General features: G+C 64.3%; 20 protein-coding genes and 1 tRNA gene. 14 read left to right on the forward strand and 7 right to left on the reverse strand.

Annotated elements, in window-relative coordinates:
- Positions 1-203 precede the first annotated feature (203 nt).
- From NVV79_RS17620 to NVV79_RS17635, 4 genes are all read left to right on the forward strand, one after another.
- Positions 204-830 carry a CvpA family protein gene (locus tag NVV79_RS17620; protein WP_303991924.1) on the forward strand — a complete coding sequence of 209 codons (627 nt, stop codon included), beginning with the start codon at positions 204-206 and terminating at the stop codon, positions 828-830.
- Between the two features lie 214 nt (positions 831-1,044).
- Entirely contained in the window at positions 1,045-2,550 is a 1,506-nt protein-coding gene (gene purF / locus NVV79_RS17625; RefSeq protein WP_303991927.1) for an amidophosphoribosyltransferase, read from the forward strand.
- On the forward strand, positions 2,550-3,284 hold the full coding sequence (locus NVV79_RS17630) for an SDR family NAD(P)-dependent oxidoreductase (protein WP_303991929.1): 735 nt from the start codon (positions 2,550-2,552) through the stop codon (positions 3,282-3,284). Before purF ends, NVV79_RS17630 begins: the two co-directional genes overlap by 1 nt.
- Positions 3,284-3,889, forward strand: coding sequence for a GNAT family N-acetyltransferase (locus tag NVV79_RS17635; protein ID WP_303991932.1), 606 nt, complete (start codon positions 3,284-3,286; stop codon positions 3,887-3,889). Before NVV79_RS17630 ends, NVV79_RS17635 begins: the two co-directional genes overlap by 1 nt.
- Before the next feature lie 7 nt (positions 3,890-3,896).
- Here NVV79_RS17635 and NVV79_RS17640 read toward each other — a convergent pair whose 3' ends face one another.
- Positions 3,897-4,286 (reverse strand): GFA family protein, encoded by a 390-nt coding sequence (locus NVV79_RS17640; protein WP_303991936.1) that lies wholly within the window; start codon positions 4,284-4,286, stop codon positions 3,897-3,899.
- A 275-nt stretch (positions 4,287-4,561) separates the two neighbouring features.
- Positions 4,562-5,824: a hemolysin family protein gene (locus tag NVV79_RS17645; RefSeq protein ID WP_303992763.1), complete on the reverse strand. Its 1,263-nt coding sequence runs from the start codon at positions 5,822-5,824 to the stop codon at positions 4,562-4,564.
- A 209-nt stretch (positions 5,825-6,033) separates the two neighbouring features.
- Between NVV79_RS17645 and NVV79_RS17650 the strand changes: the two genes are divergently transcribed.
- From NVV79_RS17650 to guaA, 3 genes are all read left to right on the forward strand, one after another.
- A complete protein-coding gene (locus NVV79_RS17650; protein WP_303991939.1) occupies positions 6,034-7,326 on the forward strand; it encodes an RsmB/NOP family class I SAM-dependent RNA methyltransferase in 1,293 nt (430 codons plus the stop codon).
- Between the two features lie 54 nt (positions 7,327-7,380).
- Positions 7,381-7,866 (forward strand): TspO/MBR family protein, encoded by a 486-nt coding sequence (locus NVV79_RS17655; protein WP_303991940.1) that lies wholly within the window; start codon positions 7,381-7,383, stop codon positions 7,864-7,866.
- Positions 7,867-7,932: 66 nt separating this feature from the next.
- Complete coding sequence (gene guaA / locus NVV79_RS17660) at positions 7,933-9,504, forward strand: glutamine-hydrolyzing GMP synthase (protein ID WP_303991942.1); 1,572 nt, start codon at positions 7,933-7,935, stop codon at positions 9,502-9,504.
- 18 nt (positions 9,505-9,522) lie between these two features.
- On the opposite strand, the gene NVV79_RS17665 is transcribed toward guaA, so the two are convergent.
- Together NVV79_RS17665 and NVV79_RS17670 are read right to left on the reverse strand one after the other, a co-directional pair.
- The gene (locus NVV79_RS17665; protein ID WP_303991945.1) at positions 9,523-10,215 is read right to left on the reverse strand and encodes a thioredoxin family protein; all 693 of its coding nucleotides are present in this window, start codon (positions 10,213-10,215) and stop codon (positions 9,523-9,525) included.
- Positions 10,216-10,233: 18 nt separating this feature from the next.
- The gene (locus NVV79_RS17670; protein ID WP_303991947.1) at positions 10,234-10,437 is read right to left on the reverse strand and encodes a hypothetical protein; all 204 of its coding nucleotides are present in this window, start codon (positions 10,435-10,437) and stop codon (positions 10,234-10,236) included.
- A 205-nt stretch (positions 10,438-10,642) separates the two neighbouring features.
- Here NVV79_RS17670 and NVV79_RS17675 point away from each other — a divergent pair, with 205 nt between their 5' ends.
- The 4 genes from NVV79_RS17675 (at position 10,643) to NVV79_RS17690 (ending at position 14,443) form a co-directional block, all read left to right on the forward strand.
- A complete protein-coding gene (locus NVV79_RS17675) occupies positions 10,643-11,296 on the forward strand; it encodes a 2'-5' RNA ligase family protein (RefSeq protein WP_303991950.1) in 654 nt (217 codons plus the stop codon).
- 81 nt (positions 11,297-11,377) lie between these two features.
- Positions 11,378-12,172, forward strand: coding sequence for a tetratricopeptide repeat protein (locus NVV79_RS17680; protein ID WP_303991952.1), 795 nt, complete (start codon positions 11,378-11,380; stop codon positions 12,170-12,172).
- Between the two features lie 40 nt (positions 12,173-12,212).
- Positions 12,213-13,664, forward strand: coding sequence for a ribosome biogenesis GTPase Der (gene der, locus NVV79_RS17685; RefSeq protein ID WP_303991955.1), 1,452 nt, complete (start codon positions 12,213-12,215; stop codon positions 13,662-13,664).
- Positions 13,665-13,780: 116 nt separating this feature from the next.
- Entirely contained in the window at positions 13,781-14,443 is a 663-nt protein-coding gene (locus NVV79_RS17690; protein ID WP_303991958.1) for a L,D-transpeptidase, read from the forward strand.
- An 82-nt stretch (positions 14,444-14,525) separates the two neighbouring features.
- Here NVV79_RS17690 and guaB read toward each other — a convergent pair whose 3' ends face one another.
- Positions 14,526-16,028 (reverse strand): IMP dehydrogenase, encoded by a 1,503-nt coding sequence (gene guaB, locus NVV79_RS17695; protein ID WP_303991960.1) that lies wholly within the window; start codon positions 16,026-16,028, stop codon positions 14,526-14,528.
- Between the two features lie 365 nt (positions 16,029-16,393).
- Between guaB and NVV79_RS17700 the strand changes: the two genes are divergently transcribed.
- Entirely contained in the window at positions 16,394-17,746 is a 1,353-nt protein-coding gene (locus NVV79_RS17700; protein ID WP_303992766.1) for an MFS transporter, read from the forward strand.
- Positions 17,747-17,770: 24 nt separating this feature from the next.
- Entirely contained in the window at positions 17,771-19,156 is a 1,386-nt protein-coding gene (locus NVV79_RS17705) for an MFS transporter (RefSeq protein WP_303991962.1), read from the forward strand.
- Between the two features lie 36 nt (positions 19,157-19,192).
- Here the strand turns inward: NVV79_RS17705 and NVV79_RS17710 are convergent, their stop codons facing one another.
- Positions 19,193-19,933: an RlmE family RNA methyltransferase gene (locus tag NVV79_RS17710; RefSeq protein ID WP_146288613.1), complete on the reverse strand. Its 741-nt coding sequence runs from the start codon at positions 19,931-19,933 to the stop codon at positions 19,193-19,195.
- Positions 19,923-21,107 carry a Ppx/GppA phosphatase family protein gene (locus NVV79_RS17715; protein WP_303991967.1) on the reverse strand — a complete coding sequence of 395 codons (1,185 nt, stop codon included), beginning with the start codon at positions 21,105-21,107 and terminating at the stop codon, positions 19,923-19,925. The genes NVV79_RS17710 and NVV79_RS17715 overlap by 11 nt, the downstream gene beginning before the upstream one ends.
- A gap of 238 nt (positions 21,108-21,345) precedes the next feature.
- Between NVV79_RS17715 and NVV79_RS17720 the strand changes: the two genes are divergently transcribed.
- Positions 21,346-21,419 (forward strand) — tRNA-Gln (locus NVV79_RS17720).
- The last annotated feature ends 4 nt before the right edge of the window (positions 21,420-21,423 follow it).

Raw genomic sequence — 21,423 nt, forward strand, 5'->3', positions numbered from 1 at the left:
CCGGATGGAGCGCGTGGTTCAACAGAAAGCAGCATTGCTCGGGCTCGCCGGACCGCCCTGGGGTGCGGGTATCGCGTCGCCGGGTTAACAGTTTTTTTGGAGATTGGCCCCCGCCCGGCCCGCCGCCCTTGGCATCCCGCCACAAAGCGGCTAAACGAAGCGCCACACAGCCGGGGCGGCAAACGGAGCCAGGTGAAAGACATATGCTGACAGCGTTCGACGTTGGTGTTGGTGTTTTGGTGCTGATTTCGGCGATCCTGGCCACCGCGCGCGGGCTGACCCGCGAAGTGCTGTCGCTGGCGACCTGGGCCGGTTCGGCCGCCATCGCCATCTATATGTGGCAGTATCACCCCGAAATCGCGCGGCAGTATATTGCCGAGCAGATCGTGGCCGATATCGCCACTGTCGTGGTGACCTTCATCGTGGCACTGATCGTGCTGCATCTGTTGACCATGCGCATCGCCGATTTCGTGGTCGATAGCCGCATCGGGCCGATCGACCGGACGCTGGGCTTCGTGTTCGGCGTGCTGCGCGGCATCCTGATCGCCATCGTCATCACCATTTTCGGCACCTGGCTGCTGCCCAACAACCTGCCGAGTTGGGCCGCGGATTCCCAGTCGCTGCCGCATCTGCAGAGCATGGGCCAGACGCTGATCTCGCTGCTGCCGGAGGGCCTGGAACAGCAGGTGACCGACCTGCTGCAGGGCGGTACGGGGCTGACGGAAGATTCCGAATCGCCGGCCATTCCGCTGGATGAAGGCACGGATGCGACCGAGGATGGTACGGTGGCGCCGCCGGCCGACGTGCCCGCATCGGCGCCTCAGGCCTGATCATAATGCGGTGAGCGCAGCGCGCCTGCCACAAGTCTGACCGTCTCGCGAGGCATTGGTCGGAACACACAAAATGGGCTATGGGGTGGGCAACCACTCATCACCTGGCCCTGTCGCCATTGGCGGCACGCAATTATGAGCGCGTTTTCGAACCGCAAAAGTGGTGTCCACTTTTGCTGAAAACGCTCTGGCCTGCGGTTGAGGCAGCATTGGCATGGAGAGCCCGGTGAACCATCCGAGCGAAAACTCTTTCGATGATCTTGAAGGCGACACGCTGCATGAAGAGTGCGGCGTGTTTGGCATTTTGGGGCATAGCGACGCCGCAACACTGACTGCGCTGGGACTGCACGCCCTGCAGCATCGCGGGCAGGAAGCGGCCGGCATCGTCAGTTTCGACGGCAAGCAGTTCTTCACCGAAAAGCGCATGGGGCTGGTGGGCGACCACTATACCGACCCGGCGCTGCTGGCAAAATTGCCGGGCGCGATGGCCATGGGCCATACGCGCTATTCGACCACGGGCGAAGTGGCGCTGCGCAATGTGCAGCCGCTGTTTGCCGAGCTGGAGGATGGCGGCATCGCCATCGCCCATAACGGCAATTTCACCAATGGGTTGACTTTGCGCAAGCAGATCATCGCCACCGGGGCCATCTGCCAGTCGACTTCGGACACCGAAGTGGTGCTGCATCTGGTGGCGCGCTCGCGACACACATCCTCAACCGACCGTTTCATCGACGCCATCCGGCAGATGGAAGGCGGCTATGCCATGCTGGCGATGACGCGCACCAAGCTGATCGCAGCGCGCGACCCGATCGGCATTCGCCCGCTGGTGATGGGTGAACTCGATGGCAAGCCGATCTTCTGTTCGGAAACCTGCGCGCTCGACATTATCGGGGCGAAATATATTCGCGACGTCGAGAATGGCGAAGTCATCATCTGTGAAATCCAGCCCGATGGCTCGATCACCGTGGATGCGCGCAAGCCGGCGCGGCAGCAGCCGGAACGGCCGTGCCTGTTCGAATATGTCTATTTCGCCCGGCCGGATTCGGTCGTGGCGGGGCGCAGCGTCTATGCGGCGCGCAAGCGCATGGGGATGAACCTGGCCAAGGAATCGCCCGTCGAAGCCGACGTGGTGGTGCCGGTGCCCGATGGCGGCACGCCGGCGGCGATCGGCTATGCGCAGCAGAGCGGCATTCCATTCGAGCTGGGCATCATCCGTAACCACTATGTGGGGCGCACCTTCATCGAGCCGACGCAGTCGATCCGCGCCTTTGGCGTCAAGCTCAAGCATTCGGCGAACCGGGCCGAGATTGCCGGCAAGCGCGTGGTGCTGATCGACGATTCCATCGTGCGGGGCACGACATCGGTCAAGATCGTGCAGATGATGCGCGATGCCGGCGCGACGGAGGTGCATATCCGCGTCGCCAGCCCGATGATTTTCTATTCGGATTATTACGGCATCGACACGCCGGACCCGGAGAAGCTGCTGGCCAACCAGCATGAGAGCCTTGAATCGATGTGCAAGTTCATCGGTGCGGACTCGCTGGCCTTCCTGTCGATCGACGGGCTCTATGAGGCCGTTGGCGGGGAAAAGCGCAACAATGCGGCGCCGCAATTCACCGACCACTATTTCACGGGCGACTATCCGACGCAGTTGACCGATCTCAATGGGCGCGCCAAGAGCGAGCCGAAACACGTTTCCCTGCTCAAAGAGGCCGGTTAATGGCTGGAAATCAGGACCTTGCAGGCAAGGTCGTCCTCGTCACCGGCGCCTCGCGCGGCATCGGCTATGCATCGGCCATCGAGGCGGCCAGGCGCGGCGCCCATGTGGTGGCGGTGGCCCGCACGGTGGGCGGGCTCGAGGAACTCGACGACGAAATCCAGGATCTGGGATCGGCGGCCACGCTGGTGCCGCTCGACCTGCGCGATGGCGACGCCATCGACCGGCTGGGCGCGGCGATCTTCGAGCGCTGGGGCGCACTGGACGGGCTGGTGGCCAATGCCGGGCAGTTGGGCGTGCTCAGCCCCCTGCCCCATGTGAAACCGGAAGATTTCGAGAAGGTGATGGCAGTCAACGTGACGGCCAATTATCGCCTGCTGCGCGCCACCGACCTGCTGCTGCGCCAATCGACGGCGGGGCGCGCGGTGTTCGTCTCGTCTTCGTCGGCACGCTCAGCACGGCCGTTCTGGGGGCTTTATGCCGCCAGCAAGGCGGCGGTGGACGCCATGGCGAAATCCTATGCCGGGGAAGTGGCGCAGACCAAGGTCAAGGTCAACGTGTTCTATCCCGGTGCGGTGCGCACGGCGATGCGCGCCAAGGCCATGCCCGGCGAAAACCCCGATACGCTGCCCACACCGGCCGATATCGCGCCCAAGCTGATCGACCTGATCAGCCCGGCGGTGAAGGAAAGCGGCAAGCTGTTCAACATCGAGACCGGTGCCTTCGAGGAGATCTGATGGTCGAACTGCGGGCCTATCGCGCTGACGATCTCGAGGCGCTGTATGACATCTGCCTTGTCACAGGCGATGCCGGCAAGGATGCGAGCCCGCTGCACAATGACCGCAAGGCCATCGGCCATCTCTATTCGGCGCCCTATGGGGTGATCGAGCCCGAACAGGTCTTCGTGGCCGAGGATGAGCAAGGCGTTGCCGGCTATATCGTGGGCACGCATGACACCAGGGCCTTTGCCGCCAAGCTGGAGCGCGACTGGTGGCCGGCCTTGCGCACACACTATGCGCAGGTGCCCGAGGCCGAGCTGATGCCGGCGGACCGCCAGCGTATCGCCGCCATGCGCGCGCCCGGCGACAACCCGGCCGATATCGTGGCGCGCTATCCGGCCCATATCCACATGAACCTGCTGCCGCGCCTGCGCGGGCAGCGGATCGGCACCAGATTGCTGCAGATGTGGATCGCGCAGGCTCGCAAGGCCGGGGTAAGCGGCATTCATCTGGGGGCCAGTGCCGGCAATACCGGCGGCGTGGCGTTCTGGACGCGCAGCGGGTTCGAACCGCTGCAGACCATCGGACGAACCGTGTGGTTCGGGATGACGCTGGCCGAGTAGGTGCCGGCTATCCCTCGGCGCGGCTGCTGGAGGTGCGATCGCGCTCATATTGCCGCAATGGAAGTGGTGGCAGCCAGGATTCGCGGCGAATGGTCCAGAGTTCGTAGGTGGGGACAAACTGGTTCGGCTCGTCCAGGGAGCCGAGATTGATCTCGATCTCGTCGCTTGAGCGGGAGAAGACCGAAGAACCGCAATGGGGGCAGAAGAACCGGCCGGCATAGTCGCGTGTCTGGCCGGTGACCGTCACAGCCTGTTCGGGGAAAATCGCGGAGGCGTGGAACAGCGCGCCGTGATGCTTGCGGCAATCGAGGCAATGGCAGATGCCGACGCGGTAAGGACGCCCGGACGCCACGAAGCGGACCTGACCGCAGAGGCATCCGCCGGTGAACGTGTCCATGCTGTGTCTCCCTGAGCACTTTGGCTTCATCGGGCATGATATCGACTATGAGCGGTTCAAGCACCGCCGTACGGCAATCCTATGAGTGTTACCTGGATGTTTGGGCAGTTTGCCTTCTCCCCTTGTGGGAGAAGGTGCCCGAAGGGCGGATGAGGGGCGCCGAGTTATCCAAAAGCATTTGGAGCATGGGAGAACGCAGCCCCCTCACCCGGAAATCCGCTGAACGCGGATTTCCCCCTCCCACAAGGGGAGAGGGGAAGGCCAGAGGTCTGGTGTCAGTCCAGCCTGGTCATCAGCACCTTGTCGATGCGGCGGCCGTCGAGGTCCATGACCTCGAATTTCCAGCCATCGTGCTCGAAGATTTCGCCAACGGAAGGCAGGCGATTGATGATGGAGAGGACGTAACCGGCCACGGTTTCGTATTTGGCATCGCGTGGAATGGCGAGCTTGAGCTTGTCGCTGAACTCGTCGACCGGCATCCAGCCGGCCACGAGCCAGGAGCCGTCATCGCGCCGGATCAGGGCCGGATCGTCGCCGGTCTCCTCCTGGAAGACACCGGTGATGACTTCGAGGATGTCGCCCGAGGTGACGATGCCTTCGAAATGGCCGTATTCGTCGACGACCAGCGCCATGTGGACAGTGGAATTTCTGATGGCGCGGACCACGTCCAGCGCATCGGCATGGTCCATGACCACGGGGACAGGCTGGACGAATTTGCGGATATCAAGCGGCTGGCCGTTGGCGAAGACGCCGATAATGTCCTTGATCGCTACCACGCCGATGATAGAATCGGCATCGCCATCCTGCACCAGCAGGCGCGAGCGATGGGTATCAAGGATGGTGCGGCGGATTTCGTCGCCATCGTCGGACAGATCAACCACATCGACATCGAGGCGCGGCGTCATCAGGCCGCGGGCCGAGCGGTCGGCCAGGCGCATGACGCCTGATATCATCGAATGCTCGTCGCTTTCGATGACGCCGGCCGTGGTGGCCTCGGCGATGATGGTCTTGACCTCTTCCTCGGTAACCGTTTCCTCGGCCTCGCCGCCCTGCCCCAGCAGGGTCAGCACGGTCTTGCCGGAAACATCGAGCACCCAGACCACCGGCGAGCCGATGGCGGCCAGCAGCTTCATGGCGGGGGCGACGCGCGCGGCGACGCCTTCGGCATCGCGCAGGGCAATCTGCTTGGGCACGAGTTCGCCGATGATCAGCGAAATATAGGTGATCAGCACCACGACGACGCCGACGCCGAGCACATCGGCAACATTGCCGGCCACGCCGACCGACTTGAGCCAGTCGGTGAGGCGAAGACCCAAAGTGGCGCCGGAAAAGGCGCCCGACAGAATGCCGACAAGCGTGATGCCGATCTGTACCGAAGAAAGGAACTTGCCAGGATCATCGGCAAGCTGGATGGCCGTGGCGGCCCCCCTGTTGCCCTGATCGGCCATGGCGCGAAGGCGGGCCGGGCGGGCGGAAACGACTGCCAGTTCCGACATTGCCAACAAGCCGTTGACGATGGTCAGGACGACGACGATCAATATTTCTACGAACAAGGTCTTTTCATTGAATGCGGCCCCGCTCTCAGCATCGGGTCGCTTTGACCGGCGCAATATAGGGCCAAATCGGCCGCTTGCACCATGGGGCTGGAAAATTTGTCGCGGAGCCAGCGGGACAGGCAGCAGCCTTGCTGTTTGGGGCCTGGTCTGGCTATTGATGCGCACACCTACTTTAGTTCGAGACCTGTCCCATGCGCCTGCCCGGTCGCCTTTCCGCCGCCATCGCCGTGCTTGCCGACGTAGAGACGCGCAAGCGCCCCGTTTCGGAGGCGCTGAAGGCCTGGGGACTCAATAACCGCTTTGCCGGCGCAGGTGATCGCGCGGCCATCGGGAACCTCGTCTATGACGCGCTGCGGCGGCGGGCCTCGCATGCCGCGCTGATGGGCAGCGACAACCCGAGGGCGCTGGTGCTGGCGGTGGCGGTGCGCGACTGGGGCGAGGACCCGGCGGCGCTGAGCGAGAGTTTTGCCGGGGACAATCATGCGCCCGAGACGCTGAGCGCCGAGGAGATGGCGCGGGCGGTGGGGCAATTGGCGGACGATGTGCCGGGCTGGGTGCTGGCGGATGTGCCGGAATGGCTGGCGCCTTCGCTGGAGCGCAGCTTCGGCGACAACTGGATTGCCGAGGGGCAGGACATGGCCGGTCGGCCATCGCTGGACCTGCGGGTCAACAGCCTCAAATCCAGCCGCGAGCGGGTGATGAAGTCGCTGGCGCGGTTCACGCCCGAGGAAACGGCGATTGCCCCGCTCGGCGTGACCATGAAGGCTGGGCCGCGCGACGCGCGGACGCCCAATGTCACGACGGACGAAGGGTATCTCAAGGGCTGGTTCGAGGTGCAGGACCAGGGCAGCCAGATCGTGGCGGCATTGGCCGGGGCGCAGCCGGGCGAACAGGTGCTGGACCTGTGCGCGGGGGCCGGCGGCAAGACGCTGGCGCTGGCTGCGGCCATGATGAACAAGGGGCAAATCTTTGCCTATGACAGCGACCGCAACCGGCTGGCGCCGATCTATGACCGGCTGAAGCGGAACGGCGCGCGCAATGTGCAGGTGCGGGCGCCGCAGCCCGGCGCGCTGGATGATCTCGTGGGGAGGATGGATCGCGTGGTGATCGACGCGCCCTGCACCGGCACGGGCACCTGGCGGCGGCGGCCGGACACCAAGTGGAAGCTGACGCCGGAATTGCTGAGCCAGCGCATGGGCGAGCAGGCGGCGATCCTGAGCGAGGGGCAGCGCTACCTCAAGCCGGGCGGGGTGCTGGTCTATATCACCTGCTCGATCCTGCCCGAGGAGAATGACGACCAAGTGGCAGCGTTCATCGCGGCCCATCCCGGCTTTGCGTCGGTGGCGCCGGAGGATCTATGGGCGGCCGCTTTCGGCACCGCCCTGCCCCCGGGGCTGGCGACGGGCCGCGGCGGCATTGCGCTGACGCCGCGGCTGACCGGCACGGACGGGTTTTATTTCAACGCGTTGCGGCTGGTGGAGTGAACCGCAGGCGGGTTCGTGCGTTGGGGTGAAGAATAGCCCCGTTGAGCCTGATCCATGACCGTTCCCTCCCTTGCCGACTACAAGACTCCCCGCCCCTGGCTGACGCTGGGCATTTTCCTCGTCGTGGTTGTTGGCGTGGGGGCGCTGATCGGTACGCAATCGGTGCCCGGCACGTGGTATGAAGGGCTGGCCAAGCCGCCATTCAACCCGCCCAACTGGATTTTCGGGCCGGTGTGGTTTGCGCTTTATGTGATGATCGCGGTAGCCGGCTGGCGCATCTGGATGATCGATCCGCATAGCGGAGCGATGAAGGTCTGGTTCGCACAGATGGCGCTCAACTGGGCGTGGTCGCCGATCTGGTTCATCGGGCAGATGCTGTGGCCGGCCTTTGCTGTCATCGTGGCCATACTGGCGCTGATCGTGGCATTCATCGTTTCGGCGCGCCGGCTGGATACTGCGGCGGCGTGGCTGTTCGTGCCCTATCTCGGCTGGGTGGGCTTTGCGAGCCTGCTCAATTTCTCCATCGCGGTGCTGAACTGAGGCGCGCAAGCCTCGTTTGCGTGTGAGATGCTTGCGGAATCTGCGGCGTGGCGATAATGGCTCGCCATGCACAGCACAGATACGCAAGACCGCCCGCAATCGATCCTCATCGTCGACTTCGGTTCGCAAGTCACCCAGCTGATTGCGCGCCGCATTCGAGAGACCGGCGTCTATTGCGAAATCCACCCCTTCCAGAGCGCCGGCGCCGCCATGTTGGCGATGCAGCCGGCCGGCGTGGTGCTGTCAGGCGGCCCGGCTTCGACGCTGGACGAGAATGCGCCCACCATCGACCCGGCAATCCTAACTGCGGGCGTGCCGATCCTGGGTATCTGCTATGGGCAGCAGGCTTTGTGCATGGCCTTGGGCGGCAAGGTGGAGGCGGGGCACCACCGCGAATTCGGCCGGGCGGAAGTCAAGGTCGAGAAGGCTGCTTCGCTCTATGACGGCGTGTGGGCGCTGGGCAGCGAGCATCAGGTGTGGATGAGCCATGGCGACCGCGTCGTGGCCCTGCCCGAGGGGTTCGAGGTGGTCGGCACCTCGGCCAATGCGCCCTTTGCCATGATCGCCAACGAGGCACGGCGCATCTGGGCGGTGCAGTTCCACCCCGAAGTGGTGCATACGCCCGATGGCGCCAAGCTCTATGCCAATTTCGTGCACAAGATCTGCGGCGTGGACGCCAACTGGACAATGGCGGCCTACCGCCAGAAGATGATCGAGAAAATCCGTGCCCAGGTGGGCAGCGGCAAGGTGATCTGCGGGCTTTCGGGCGGGGTCGATTCCTCGGTCGCGGCCGTGCTGATCCACGAGGCGATCGGCGACCAGCTCACCTGCATCTATGTCGATCATGGGCTGATGCGGCTCAACGAGAGCGAGCAGGTCGTGACGATGTTCCGCGACCAGTACAATATTCCGCTGGTGCATGTGGATGCGTCCAAGGTGTTTTTGCGGGAACTCGAGGGGCAATCGGACCCCGAGACCAAGCGCAAGATCATCGGGCGGCTGTTCATCGAGACATTCGAGGAAGAAGCCAGAAAGCTGGGCGGGGCGCAGTTCCTGGCGCAGGGCACGCTGTATCCGGACGTGATCGAATCCGTGTCGTTTACTGGCGGGCCGTCGGTGACGATCAAGAGCCATCACAATGTGGGCGGGCTGCCCGAGCGCATGAACATGCAGCTCGTCGAGCCGCTGCGCGAGCTGTTCAAGGACGAAGTGCGCGTGCTGGGGCGCGAATTGGGCCTGCCCGAGAGCTTTATCGGCCGGCACCCCTTCCCCGGCCCGGGCCTTGCCATCCGCTGCCCGGGCGGCATCACGCCGGAGAAGCTGGACATATTGCGGCAGGCGGACGCCATCTATCTCGATGAAATCCGCAAGTCGGGCCAATATGACAAGATCTGGCAGGCTTTTGCCGTGCTGCTGCCGGTGCAGACGGTGGGCGTGATGGGCGACGGGCGGACCTATGAATTCGTCTGCGCGTTGCGCGCCGTGACCTCGGTCGACGGCATGACGGCCGATTTCTACCAGTTCGACATGAACTTCCTCGGCAAGACCGCCACGCGCATCATCAACGAAGTGCGCGGCATCAACCGGGTGGTCTATGACGTCACCAGCAAGCCGCCCGGCACCATCGAGTGGGAATAGTGCCAGGCGGCGCGATAGCTACTTGTAGCGGTCGTGCCGGCGTACCCAGTCCATGCCTTCTTCCTCGTTGCGGCCCTTGGGCATGAGGTCGAGCATGGCGTAGGTGCCCATCATCACCTCCACGCCTCGGCCGAAGGTGGAGTAGGTGTGAAAGATATTGCCCGCCTCGTCCTTGAAGAAGGCGCTCACACCGGGCCATTCCTCGCCGGTCTCGTCCCACTCGCCGAAATTGTAGTCGATATGGCCGCTGGTCACCTCTTCGGGCGTGAAGCTGACCCGGAAATCGTAGTTGAACGGGCTGCCATTCGATGAGACCCAGCGGAATTGCCAGCCCATGCGACGGCGGTAGCGCTCGAGATCGGCCAGCGGGGCGCGCGACACCGCGACCATGGTGACGTCGTGATGGGCCAGATGCAGATTCATGCCGTCGGTGTGATCGGCCATATAGGAACAGCTCGGGCAGCCTTCCTTCCATCCCGGCGCGAACATGAAATGCTGCACCAGAAGCTGCGACCGGCCGTCGAACAGCTCGGCAAGCGTGCGCGGCCCCTCCGGCGTGTCGAACACGTATTCCTTCTCGATACGGACCCATGGCAAGGCAAGGCGCTCCTGCGCGACCTTGTCGCGAAGATGGGTGACCTCTTTCTCCGCTTTCAGGAGGTCCCGGCGGGCAGCCAGCCACTCATCGCGTGAAACTACAGCATGTTGCATTGTCGGTATCCTTGGGGTTTAGCGCGGGAAACGGGCCGATACGAGGGTCAGCCACGGTGACAGATGAAAGATGGCCATCAGGAGATACATCAGGGCCATATCGTTGATCGGCGACCAGGGCATGGCGGAAGTGCAGATGATCATGCCGGGCGAGCTGACGGCGGAGATGCCGCCCATCAGCGCGAAGGTAGGGGCAGCGGCGAATCTGAGCCAACCGGGCACATCGACCTTCCATGCGCGTAACGAAACGCCCGTCCTCTTTGTTGCCAATACCGCCACGTCCGTTCCTCCATCGTGATGCGAGAACGCTATTCCGGCGGAGAGCCAGGGCGGGAGTTACAAGTGTGACGGGATTCCGCGAGGGTTGCGGTTGACCGCGGTCATCGGTCGTTCTAGAAAGAACAAATAGGGAACAATGAGCCATGTCATGGAGATGCAATTCGAGCTTTTCGGTGGGGCGTCTGCTGTAGCGGAAGCGAAGGCGCTGGAGCATCGGTATTATTTCACACTGCTGCCGCCCCCGGCTCTGGCGCAGGAAATCGAGCGCGGGGCGGAGCGGCTGGGGCGGCGGTTCGGCGTGCGCAATGTGGTGCGGGCCGAGCGGCAGCATGTGTCGCTGCATATGGTGCAGCGCGGGCGGGAAATCGCCGGCGATCTGCTGCATGAGGCGCTGGAGGTGGGCGAAGCGGTACGGCGGCCGGGCTTCGATATCGTGTTCGACACGGTGCAGACCTTTGCCGGCAAACGACCGAAGACAGGCGGACGGGCGCAATATCCGACCGTGCTGAGCTGTTCGAACGGGGCGCGGGACCTGCTGGGACTCTACGGCGATATCGGGCGGGAGATGCAGCGACGCGGCTTGCGGGCCGGACGCCCTTCGATCGCGCCGCATCTGACGATCTGGTATGGGCCCGAACGCGTGCCGGAGCGGCAATTGCGGCGGCCCTATCGCTGGGCGGTGCGATCGTTCTGGCTGGTGCATACGGTGCCGGGCATAAGACGGCCCGATTATCTGGCCGAATGGCCGCTGGGGCGCATGGGCGGAGGGCAGCACCCTCCCGACCTGGCGGGCATACGATGAGGCGATTCCGGGGGCGCATTTGCTTTCCATGGGAGCCATGCTAAACGTGCGCGCAATTCGAGTGACGACCTTAGGCAGGCCATGTCCCAGGACAATATCTTCCAGGAAATCGATGAGGAGCTGCGCAGCGATCGCATGCGCGCCCTGTGGCGGCGTTTCGGGCCCTATGTGATCGGCGCAGCCGTGGCCGTAGTGGCGCTGGTGGCTGTCAATGAAGGCTGGTCCTGGTATCACGCCAACAATGCGGCCCAGTCGTCCGACGAGCTTTATGCCGCGTTCGACCTGATCGATGGCGGCGACCTGCCGGCAGCGCAGAGCCAGCTCGATACGCTGATTGCCGACGGTTCGGGTAGCTATCCGGTGCTGGCGCAGTTCCGCAAGGCGGGCGTGATGGCCCGTGAAGGCGCCATTGCCGACGCCGTGGCCGCCTATGACGAGCTGGCCAATAGCCAGTCCAATCCGCGCCTGCGCGAGCTGGCGCTGGTGCTGGGCGCCACGCTGATGGTGGACCAGGGCACGCTGGCCGATGTCGAGTCGCGGGTGGGCAGCATTGCCGCCGAAGGCAGCCCGCTGCGCAATGCGGCGCGCGAGGCGCTGGGGCTGGCGCAGTACAAGGCTGGCGACTTCACCGCCGCGCAGGCGAGTTTCGAGGCCGTGGTGAACGACCCGATGGCCCAGAGCAATGTGCGCAACCGCATGGGCTATTATCTGGCGCAACTGCTGTCGCAGGGCGCCATTGCCGACGCGCCGGCGGCTGATGCCGAGGCCGCGGCCAGCGCCATCGACGAAATCGTCAGCGATGAAGCGCCTGTCGCCGAGACCCCGACAGCGGATGAGCCTGCTGCCACCACCGAGGCCGAACCGGTCGCTGAATAAGCGGCCGCTTTCGCCTGACGCCGGATCGGAACCCCGCCGCATGACCGTCACCGTTGCCATTGTCGGTCGTCCGAATGTCGGCAAATCCACGCTGTTCAACCGCCTGGTCGGTCGCAAGATCGCGCTGGTGGACGATACGCCGGGCGTGACCCGCGACCGACGCGAGGCCGAGGGGCGGATCGCCGACCTGACTTTCCGCATTCTCGACACGGCCGGCTATGAGGACGTGAGTGACGGGAGCCTGGAAGACCGGATGCGGCAGCAGACCGAGCTGGCGATCCGCGAAGCCGACGTCATCCTCTTCATGATCGACGCCCGTGCCGGCGTGGTGCCGCTGGATCAGCGCTTCGCCCAGGTTTTGCGCAAGGCCGGCAAGCAGGTGCATCTGGTCGGCAACAAGGCGGAAAGCGGCGCGGCCGAAGCCGGACTGGTGGAGGCGTTCAAGCTGGGTTTCGGCGAGGCGATCCCGCTTTCGGCCGAGCACGGGCTGGGCCTGTCGGAACTCTATTCCATCGTATCGGCGGCCATCGACAAAGCCGAAGCGGAAAAGAGCACCGAGGAAATCGCCGATCTCGACGAACTGCCCGAGGTGGATGTCGACATCACCGAGGACATGCTCGAGGGTGAAGGCGACGAAGCGACGTTGCGCTGGAACCCCAAGCGCTATCTCAACGTGGCCATTGTCGGCCGGCCCAATGCCGGCAAATCCACGCTGATAAATCGCATGGTGGGCGAAGAACGCGTGCTGGTCGGCCCCGAGGCAGGCATTACGCGCGACTCGATCCTGGTGCCATGGGAATGGGAAGGCCGGGTGATCAACCTGGTCGATACCGCCGGCATCCGCCGCCGCGCGCGCGTCACCGAGAAGCTGGAAAAGCTGGCGGTGGGCGACAGTCTGCGGTCGATCCAATATGCCGAAGTCGTCGTGCTGATGCTCGACGCGACCATTCCGTTCGAGAAGCAGGACCTGGCGCTGGCCGATCTGGTGGAGCGCGAGGGGCGTGCGCTGGTGATCGCGGTCAACAAATGGGACCTGATCGAGGACAAGAATGCGGCGCTGGCCAGCCTGCGCGAGGCCTGCGAGCGCCTGCTGCCGCAGTTGCGCGGCGTGCCGCTGGTGACGCTGTCGGGCCTGACGGGCAAGAATATCGACAAGCTGATGGACGCCATTTTCGCCATCGAGCGGAACTGGAACGTGCATGTATCGACGGCGCGACTCAACCGGTGGCTGGCCGGCATGGTCGAGGGACACCCGCCGCCGGCCGTTTCCGGACGCCGGCTCAAGCTGCGCTACATGACGCAGGCCAAGACGCGGCCGCCGAGCTTCATCCTGTTCGCATCGCGGCCGGAGGCACTGCCGATGGCGTATCAGCGCTACCTGATCAACGGGCTGCGCGAGGCTTTCGACATCAAGGGCACGCCGATCCGGCTGTGGGTGCGCGGGGGCAGCGAGAACCCGTATAACGACAAGCACAAGCGGAAGATGGGCTAGAAGGCTACGGCCACCCGGCCCTGCCCGGTTTCATCGCTCATCGCGCTTGCCAATCGCGCTTTGCCGGACCAATCTTCATCGGCGCGACGCTGCGCCGATGAAGGAGCTGGGACCTCATGACCATGGATGATGTAGCACACGGTGAGCGCATGAGGCGCCGGTCGTTTCTGGTCGGTTCCGCCGCCCTGGCTGCGCTCGGCCTGGCGGGTTGCTCGACCGGCGGCATGAGCTTTGCCGAGGCAGAAAAGGTCTATGGGCCGCTGCCCGACGAACGCTTCCCGGTCCCGGCCGTCAATATCAACAAGGTCGATCCCAAGTATCTCCGCCGCACGGTGCGCTACGCGTCAAACGAGGCCGTGGGCACCATCATCGTCGATCCCAAGCACTATTATGTCTATCGCATCGAGGGTGATGGCATCGCCACACGCTATGGCGCCAATGTCGGCCGCGCCGGCTTCCTGTGGAGCGGGGACGCCTATATCGGGCGCAAGGCGGAATGGCCGGTCTGGACGCCACCCAAGGAAATGATCGCGCGCCAGCCGGAGGCCGCCCCCTATGCCAACGGCATGCCGCCCGGGCTGGACAATCCGCTGGGCGCACGCACGCTCTATCTCTACCAGAACGGCAAATATACGCTCTACACGATCTACAGCACCATCATGCCCGAAACGATCGGCAAGGGCGTTTCCAGCGGCTGCGTCGGCCTGCTCACCCAGGACATGCTCGACCTCTACAACAAGACGCCTGTCGATACGAAGGTGATCGTGCTGCCGGCATAGGCCGCGGGCTCGTTCGCGCTATCTCGGGATGGATCCCGGCTCAAGGCCGGGATGACATCGGGGCTGGCGCCGCGGGGACGGCCTATCTGCCGCTGCGGTAGTTCGGGGCTTCGCGGGTGATCGTCACGTCATGAACGTGGCTTTCGCTGAGGGCGGCGCCGGAGATTTTCACGAAGACGGAGTTTTCGCGGAAGTCCCTGAGGTTGTGGGCGCCGGTATAGCCCATGGAAGCGCGCAGGCCGCCGGCGAGCTGATGCAGCACGGCGCCAGCGGCGCCCTTATAGGGCACCTGGCCCTCGATGCCTTCGGGGACCAGTTTCATCTGATCGCGCACATCCTGCTGGAAATAGCGATCAGCCGAGCCGGAGCCCATGGCGCCGACCGAACCCATGCCACGATAGGATTTGTAGGAGCGACCCTGATAGAGGTAGACCTCGCCGGGGCTTTCGTCGGTGCCGGCCAGCAGCGAGCCGACCATGACGCAGGAAGCGCCGCCCGCCAATGCCTTGGCCATGTCGCCTGAGAATTTGATTCCGCCATCGGCGATAACCGGGATGCCCTGCTTGGCCCCCTCCTCCGCGCAGGCCATGACGGCGGCGAGCTGGGGAACGCCAACGCCGGCGACGATGCGCGTGGTGCAGATGGAGCCGGGGCCGATGCCGACCTTGACCGAGTCGGCGCCGGCATCGATCAGCGCGCGAGTGGCTTCGGCAGTGGCGACATTGCCGGCGACGATGCGGGTGGAATTGCTCTCGCGCTTGACGCGCTCGACGGCCTCGGCAACGCGCACGGAATGGCCATGGGCGGTGTCGATGACCAGGAGGTCGACGCCGGCATCGATCAGGGCCAGCGAGCGTTCAAAACCCTGATCGCCCACGGTGGAAGCGGCGGCGACGCGGAGGCGCCCCTGTGCATCCTTGACCGCGTTGGGGTTGAGCTGGGCCTTTTCGATATCCTTGACGGTGATGAGGCCGGTGCAGCGGCCATCGGCGTCCGTCACCAGCAGCTTTTCGATGCGGTGCTTGTGCAGCAGCACCTTGGCCTCATCCTTGGAGACGCCGTCGCGCACGGTGACCAGGTTTTCCCTTGTCATCAATTCGCGGATGGGCTGGGCCGGATGGGAGGCGAAGCGCACGTCGCGATTGGTGAGAATGCCGACCAGCTTGCCGACGGCGCGGCCGCCCGTGCCGCCATTCTCGACCACCGGAATGCCGGAAATGCGATTGGCCTGCATCAAGGCCAGCGCATCGGCCAGGGTGGCGTCGGGGCCGATGGTGATGGGATTCACCACCATGCCCGACTCGAAACTCTTGACCTGGCGGACCTGCTCGGCCTGCTCGGCGGCGGTGAGGTTCTTGTGGATGACGCCCATGCCACCGGCCTGGGCCATGGCGATGGCCATGCCGCTTTCGGTGACGGTATCCATGGCCGAAGACAGGATGGGAAGATTGAGCGCTATGTCCTTGGTGACATAGGTGGAAATGTCGGTTTCGGTGGGCAGGATGTCGGAGCGCGCCGGCTGCAGCAGCACGTCATCGAAGGTCAGGGCGTAATCGCCGGTTGCGGTAGTAATAATCTTCGCCAAGGCCAGACCTTTCCTGCCTTCTGATGCAATCAGAAATGTTGGAGTGCGAACCGGGCAAGAGGATTCGCCGGGCTCAGGTTGGCGAGGGTCAATAGCACCGGGTTGCCGGTTTGGAAAGGGCGGGATTGGCATGCATGGCAGAGCTGCGGCCGATGCCGGGGTGGCGCGCCGCGCCAGAAAGGCGCGTTGTTGGACTAAAGGCGTGTCGATAAGGCAGAAATCTACCATACAAGCTCAGGTTTGCATCTTTTCAGCAGCGGTGGCGGCGTTCATACTACCAGCGTCGCCTGCCGCAGCCTCGATTCCTCCCCGGACCAATTCCCGTGATCCGCGTCACACCCCTCATCCTGGCGGTCGCCCTGTTCATGGAACAGATGGATTCGACCGTCATCGCCACGTCGCTGCCAGCGATCGCGACCGATATCGGTACCGATCCGATCGCGCTCAAGCTGGCGCTGACGGCCTATTTCGTGGCGCTGGCCATCTTCATTCCGATCAGCGGGTGGATGGCCGACCGGTTCGGGGCCAAGAACATCTTCCGGCTGGCCATCTTCGTGTTCATGCTGGGCTCGCTCGCCTGCTCGTTTTCGTTCTCGCTCGAAACCTTCGTGATGTCGCGCTTTTTCCAGGGCATCGGCAGCTCGATGATGACGCCAGTGGGGCGCCTGCTGCTGGTGCGCTCGACGCCGCGAAACGAGCTGGTCTCGGCCATGGCCTGGCTCACCATTCCCGGGCTGCTGGGGCCACTGACAGGGCCGCTGATCGGCGGGTTCCTGACGACCTATCTGAGCTGGCACTGGATCTTCTGGATCAATATCCCGATCGGCATTGCCGGCATCATCCTGGCCGGCAAGTTCCTCAACGTGCCCGATGCGCGCAATCCGCGACCGGTCGATACGGTGGGGTTCGTATTGGCGGGCATGGCCTTTGCCGGCTGCGTGTTCGGGCTGTCGGTGGTGAGCCTGCCAGCACTGCCGATCATCTATGGCTACCTGACCATCGCGGTCGGGGTTACCGCCGGCATTTTCTACCTGCTGCATGCGCGGCGGACCAAGTTCCCGCTGCTCGACCCGGCTTTGCTGCGACACCGGCTGTTCCGTTCGTCGATCACGGGGGGCTCGTTCTTCCGCATCGGGGTGGGTGCCGTGCCGTTCCTGCTGCCGCTGATGCTGCAGCTCGGCTTCGGGCTCAATCCGTTCCAATCGGGGGCCATCACCTTCATTTCGGCCATCGGCGCGATCATGAGCAAATTCATCGCCGAGCACATTTTTGCGCGCCTCGGCTTTCCCCGCGTGCTGGGCTTCGCATCGCTGTTCGGCGGATTGCTGATCGCCGCGCAGGGGCTGTTCAACATCGACACGCCGGTGCCGGTGATGATGGGCATCCTGCTGGCCGGCGGCATCCTGCGGTCAGTGTTCTTCACCGGCTCCAATGCCATCGGCTATGCCGATGTGGACGATGAAGAAGCAAGCCAGGCCACGGCCATCGTGGCGGTGGCCCAGCAGCTCAGCGTGGCCTTCGGCGTGGCGGTGGCCGGCGCCATTCTCGAAATCAGCACGCGGACCCATGGCGGGGAACTGACCCTGGTCGATTTCCAGATCGCCTTTTTCGTGGTCGGCGGGCTGAGCGCCTGTGCGAGCCTCATCTATTTCCGATTGCCGGCCGATGCGGGCAGCAATGTTTCGGGCCACCGAAACGCCGTTATCGAGAAGGAGTGACCGGGAGCTTCCCGGCGAGAAACCGTGTCACGCATCCTGCCCCTCATTCTGGCCACGGCGCTGTTCATGGAGAACATGGACGCGACTGTCATCGCCACCTCGCTGGCGGCCATTGCCGAGGATATCGGCACCGACCCGATCTCGCTGAAACTGGCGCTGACCGCCTATCTGGTGGCCCTAGCTATCTTCATTCCCGTTTCGAGCTGGATGGCCGACCGGTTCGGGGCGCGCAACGTGTTCCGCGTCGCCATGATCGTGTTCATGGTCGGCTCGGTGGCCTGCGCGGTTTCCGGCTCGCTGTTGGCCTTCGTGGTCGCCCGCTTCCTCCAGGGCATGGGCGGAGCGATGATGACGCCGGTGGCGCGGCTGGTGCTGGTGCGGGCGACGCCGCGGCACCAATTGGTCAATGCCATGGCCTGGCTGACCATTCCGGGGCTGATCGGCCCGATCATGGGACCGCCCTTCGGCGGCTTTCTCACCACCTTCCTGAGCTGGCACTGGATTTTCCTCATCAACGTGCCGATCGGCATTGTCGGGGTGCTGCTGGTGGGGCGGTACATGCCCGATACGCAGCGCAATGCGCCGCGGCGGATCGACATGGGCGGCTTCGTGCTGGCGGGCACGGCCTTTGCGCTCTTCGCCTTCGGCACGTCGGTGATCAGCCTGCCGGCCCTGCCGCCTGTGATCGGGGTCATCGCCACCGTGGTCGGCATCGGAATTGGCGCGATCTATGTGCGCCATGCCCTGCGCACGGACTATCCGCTGCTCGATGTGCGACTGTTCCGCTTTCCCTATTTCCGCAGCGCCATCGTGGCCGGCTCGGCCTTCCGGCTGGGACAGGGCGCGACGCCGTTCCTGTTTCCGCTGATGCTGCAGCTGATCTTCGGCATGACGCCGTTCGAATCCGGCATGGTGACCTTTGCCGGGGCGGTGGGCGCCATCATCGCCAAGTTCTTCGCCGACTGGATCTTCAAGGAACTCGGCTTCAAGCTGTCGCTGATCATCTCGACCGCCATTTCGGCACTCGGCATCGTGGTCATGGGGCTCTATACACCCGAAACGCCGGTGCCGCTGATCATCAGCATCCTGGTCTTCACCGGGTTCTGGAACTCCACCTTCTGGACCGGCTCAAGCGTATTCGTCTTCGCCGATATCGACGACAAGGATGCCGGCCAGGCCAATGTGATCAGCCAGGTGAGTTCGCAACTGACCATGGCCATGGGCATCGCCGTGGGCGGGGGCGTGCTGGAGGCGACGCAGGTATTGCGCGGCGACGGCACATTGCTGCTGTCGGACTTCCACGCCGCATTCTTCGTGGTCGGCGCGATCTGTGCGATTTCCACTGTCATGTTCATGCGGCTGCCGAAGAATGCCGGGCACGAGCTGACGAAGGCGCCGCATCCTCATTAGGGCCGACGCTTCATCTCCCAGGCGGGATGAAGTGCCTTAGCGGTCGTATTCGCCTTCGCCTGGCACAGTATCGTTACTGCCCTTGAAGCCCTTGGCAATGAGGTAGGCCTCGGCCGAATCCTGCCGGCTGGATGGCGGCTTGGCGTGCATGGTGGTCTTGAAATGGCGCTTGAGCATATGCAGCAGTTCATGCTCGGTGCCGCCCTGGAACACCTTGGCGACGAAGGTGCCGTTGGGCGCCAGCACGTCGAGCGCGAAAGCCGCGGCGATCTCGATGAGCTGGACGATGCGCAGGTGATCGGTGGGACGATGGCCAGTGGTGGGCCAGGCCATGTCGCTCATGACAAGGTCGGCTTTCTTGCCGCCCATGGCTTCGATGAGCATGGCGGGCGCATCATCGTCGGTGAAATCCTTCTGCAGCAGGATGACGCCGGGAATCGGGTCCATTTCGAGATAGTCGATGCCCACGATCAGCGGATTGGCCGGCGTGGAGCCGGTGGCCTTGGCCGCCACCTGCGACCAGCCGCCGGGCGCGGCGCCCAGATCGACCACGCGCATGCCCTTGCGGAACAGCTTGTGCTTCTCGTCCATCTCGCGAATCTTGAAGGCGGCACGGGAGCGATAGCCTTCGGCGCGGGCACGGGCCACATAGGGGTCGTTGAGCTGGCGCTCCAGCCACTTGGTGGAGCTGACCTTGCGGCCCTTGGCCGATTTCACGCGGATCTTGAGATCCTTGTCGGACTTGCGGCCGCCCGTACCGAGAGCCTTATCCACCATTGCCATTCCTCCGGACATAGCGCGACGCGCGACTTTGGGTGCGGTCAGCGTCCATCAGGGAAATCAGGATGCCTTCGCGCAGGCCGCGATCGGCGACGCGCACGCGCTCGGTGGGCCATTCGCGCCTGATGGCTTCGAAAATGGCGCAGCCGGGCAGCACGAGATCGGCACGGTCGCGGCCGATGCAGGGATGGGACACGCGACGGTCGAACGGCATGGACAGCAGCACCTTGAGCGTGTCGTCGACATCGCTGCGTTTCATCCACAGGCCATCGACCTTCTGCCGCTCATAGCGCTCCAGCCCCAGATGGAGCCCGGCCAGCGTGGTCACCGTGCCCGACGTACCGATCAGATGCACCGGATGGGTGGCGATCATCTGGCGCAGCTTTTCGCGGCCGCGGAACTGGCGCAGATGCTCGGACACATGGAGCACCATGGCCTCGAAGACATCAGGGGTGACATCGACGCCGCCGAATTTCTCGGCAATGGAGACGACCCCCACCGGCAGCGACTGCCAGGAACGGATCGAGGCGGACATGCGGCCCTGCGCCCTGGGGCGGCCGCCGCGAAAATCGAGCCAGGCCAGTTCGGACGAGCCGCCGCCGATATCGAACATCAGAGCGCCTGCGGCGCCGCCCTCGATGAGATCGGCACAGCCGGTTACAGCCAGTTCGGCCTCGGTGCGGCGATCGACGATTTCGAGCTCGAGCCCCAGCTCATCCTTGACGCGGGCGAGGAAGGCCGGGCCATTCTCGGCGGCGCGACAGGCCTCGGTCGCGATCAGCCGCATGCGGGCGGGCTGATGCTCGCGCAGCTTGTTGCGGCATTGGCGCAGGGCTTCCATGGTGCGCTCCATGGCTGCATCGCTCAGCCGCCCGGTGACGGAAACGCCCTCGCCCAGGCGGACGATGCGGGTAAAGCCATCGAGCACGCGGAAACCGTGATCATGCGGGCGGGCGATCAGCAGGCGGCAATTATTGGTGCCCAGATCGAGCGCGGCATAGATGGGGCCGCGATGCTTGCGCGGATTCGGGGCGGCTGGCGTCCGCTTGTCCGCTGCAGGCATGGGGGCATTGCCCCCTGCCCTCCCCGCCAGTCCGGGAACGGACGGGGCACGGATTGCCGGCTCGTCAAGCGACGAAAGCCCGGCAGCGGACCGATCGGAATCGGTCACAGAAGTCTCCTGTCGTGCGCGGTCGCCGGAACCGGCCAAGCCGGCGGCGCCCGAGCGCACTGTTCATTGCGTGTCGCCGATGACGGTAGTGCAAGGGGGCGGCAAGCGCAATGCTGCCGTGGCGCGTGGGCGGCATGTCAGATGCGCTTGCAATCTCAATCCGCATTGTCTATGCAGTGCCCGCGCCGGACGCGTTACCGCTCCGCGCCACACCGACGGGCAATGCCCGGTCCCTTGCTGGGGAATAGTTCAACGGTAGAACAGCGGACTCTGACTCCGTCAATCTTGGTTCGAATCCAGGTTCCCCAGCCAATCC

The organism is Devosia ginsengisoli, assembly GCF_024707105.1.
Lineage (GTDB): Bacteria > Pseudomonadota > Alphaproteobacteria > Rhizobiales > Devosiaceae > Devosia > Devosia ginsengisoli_A.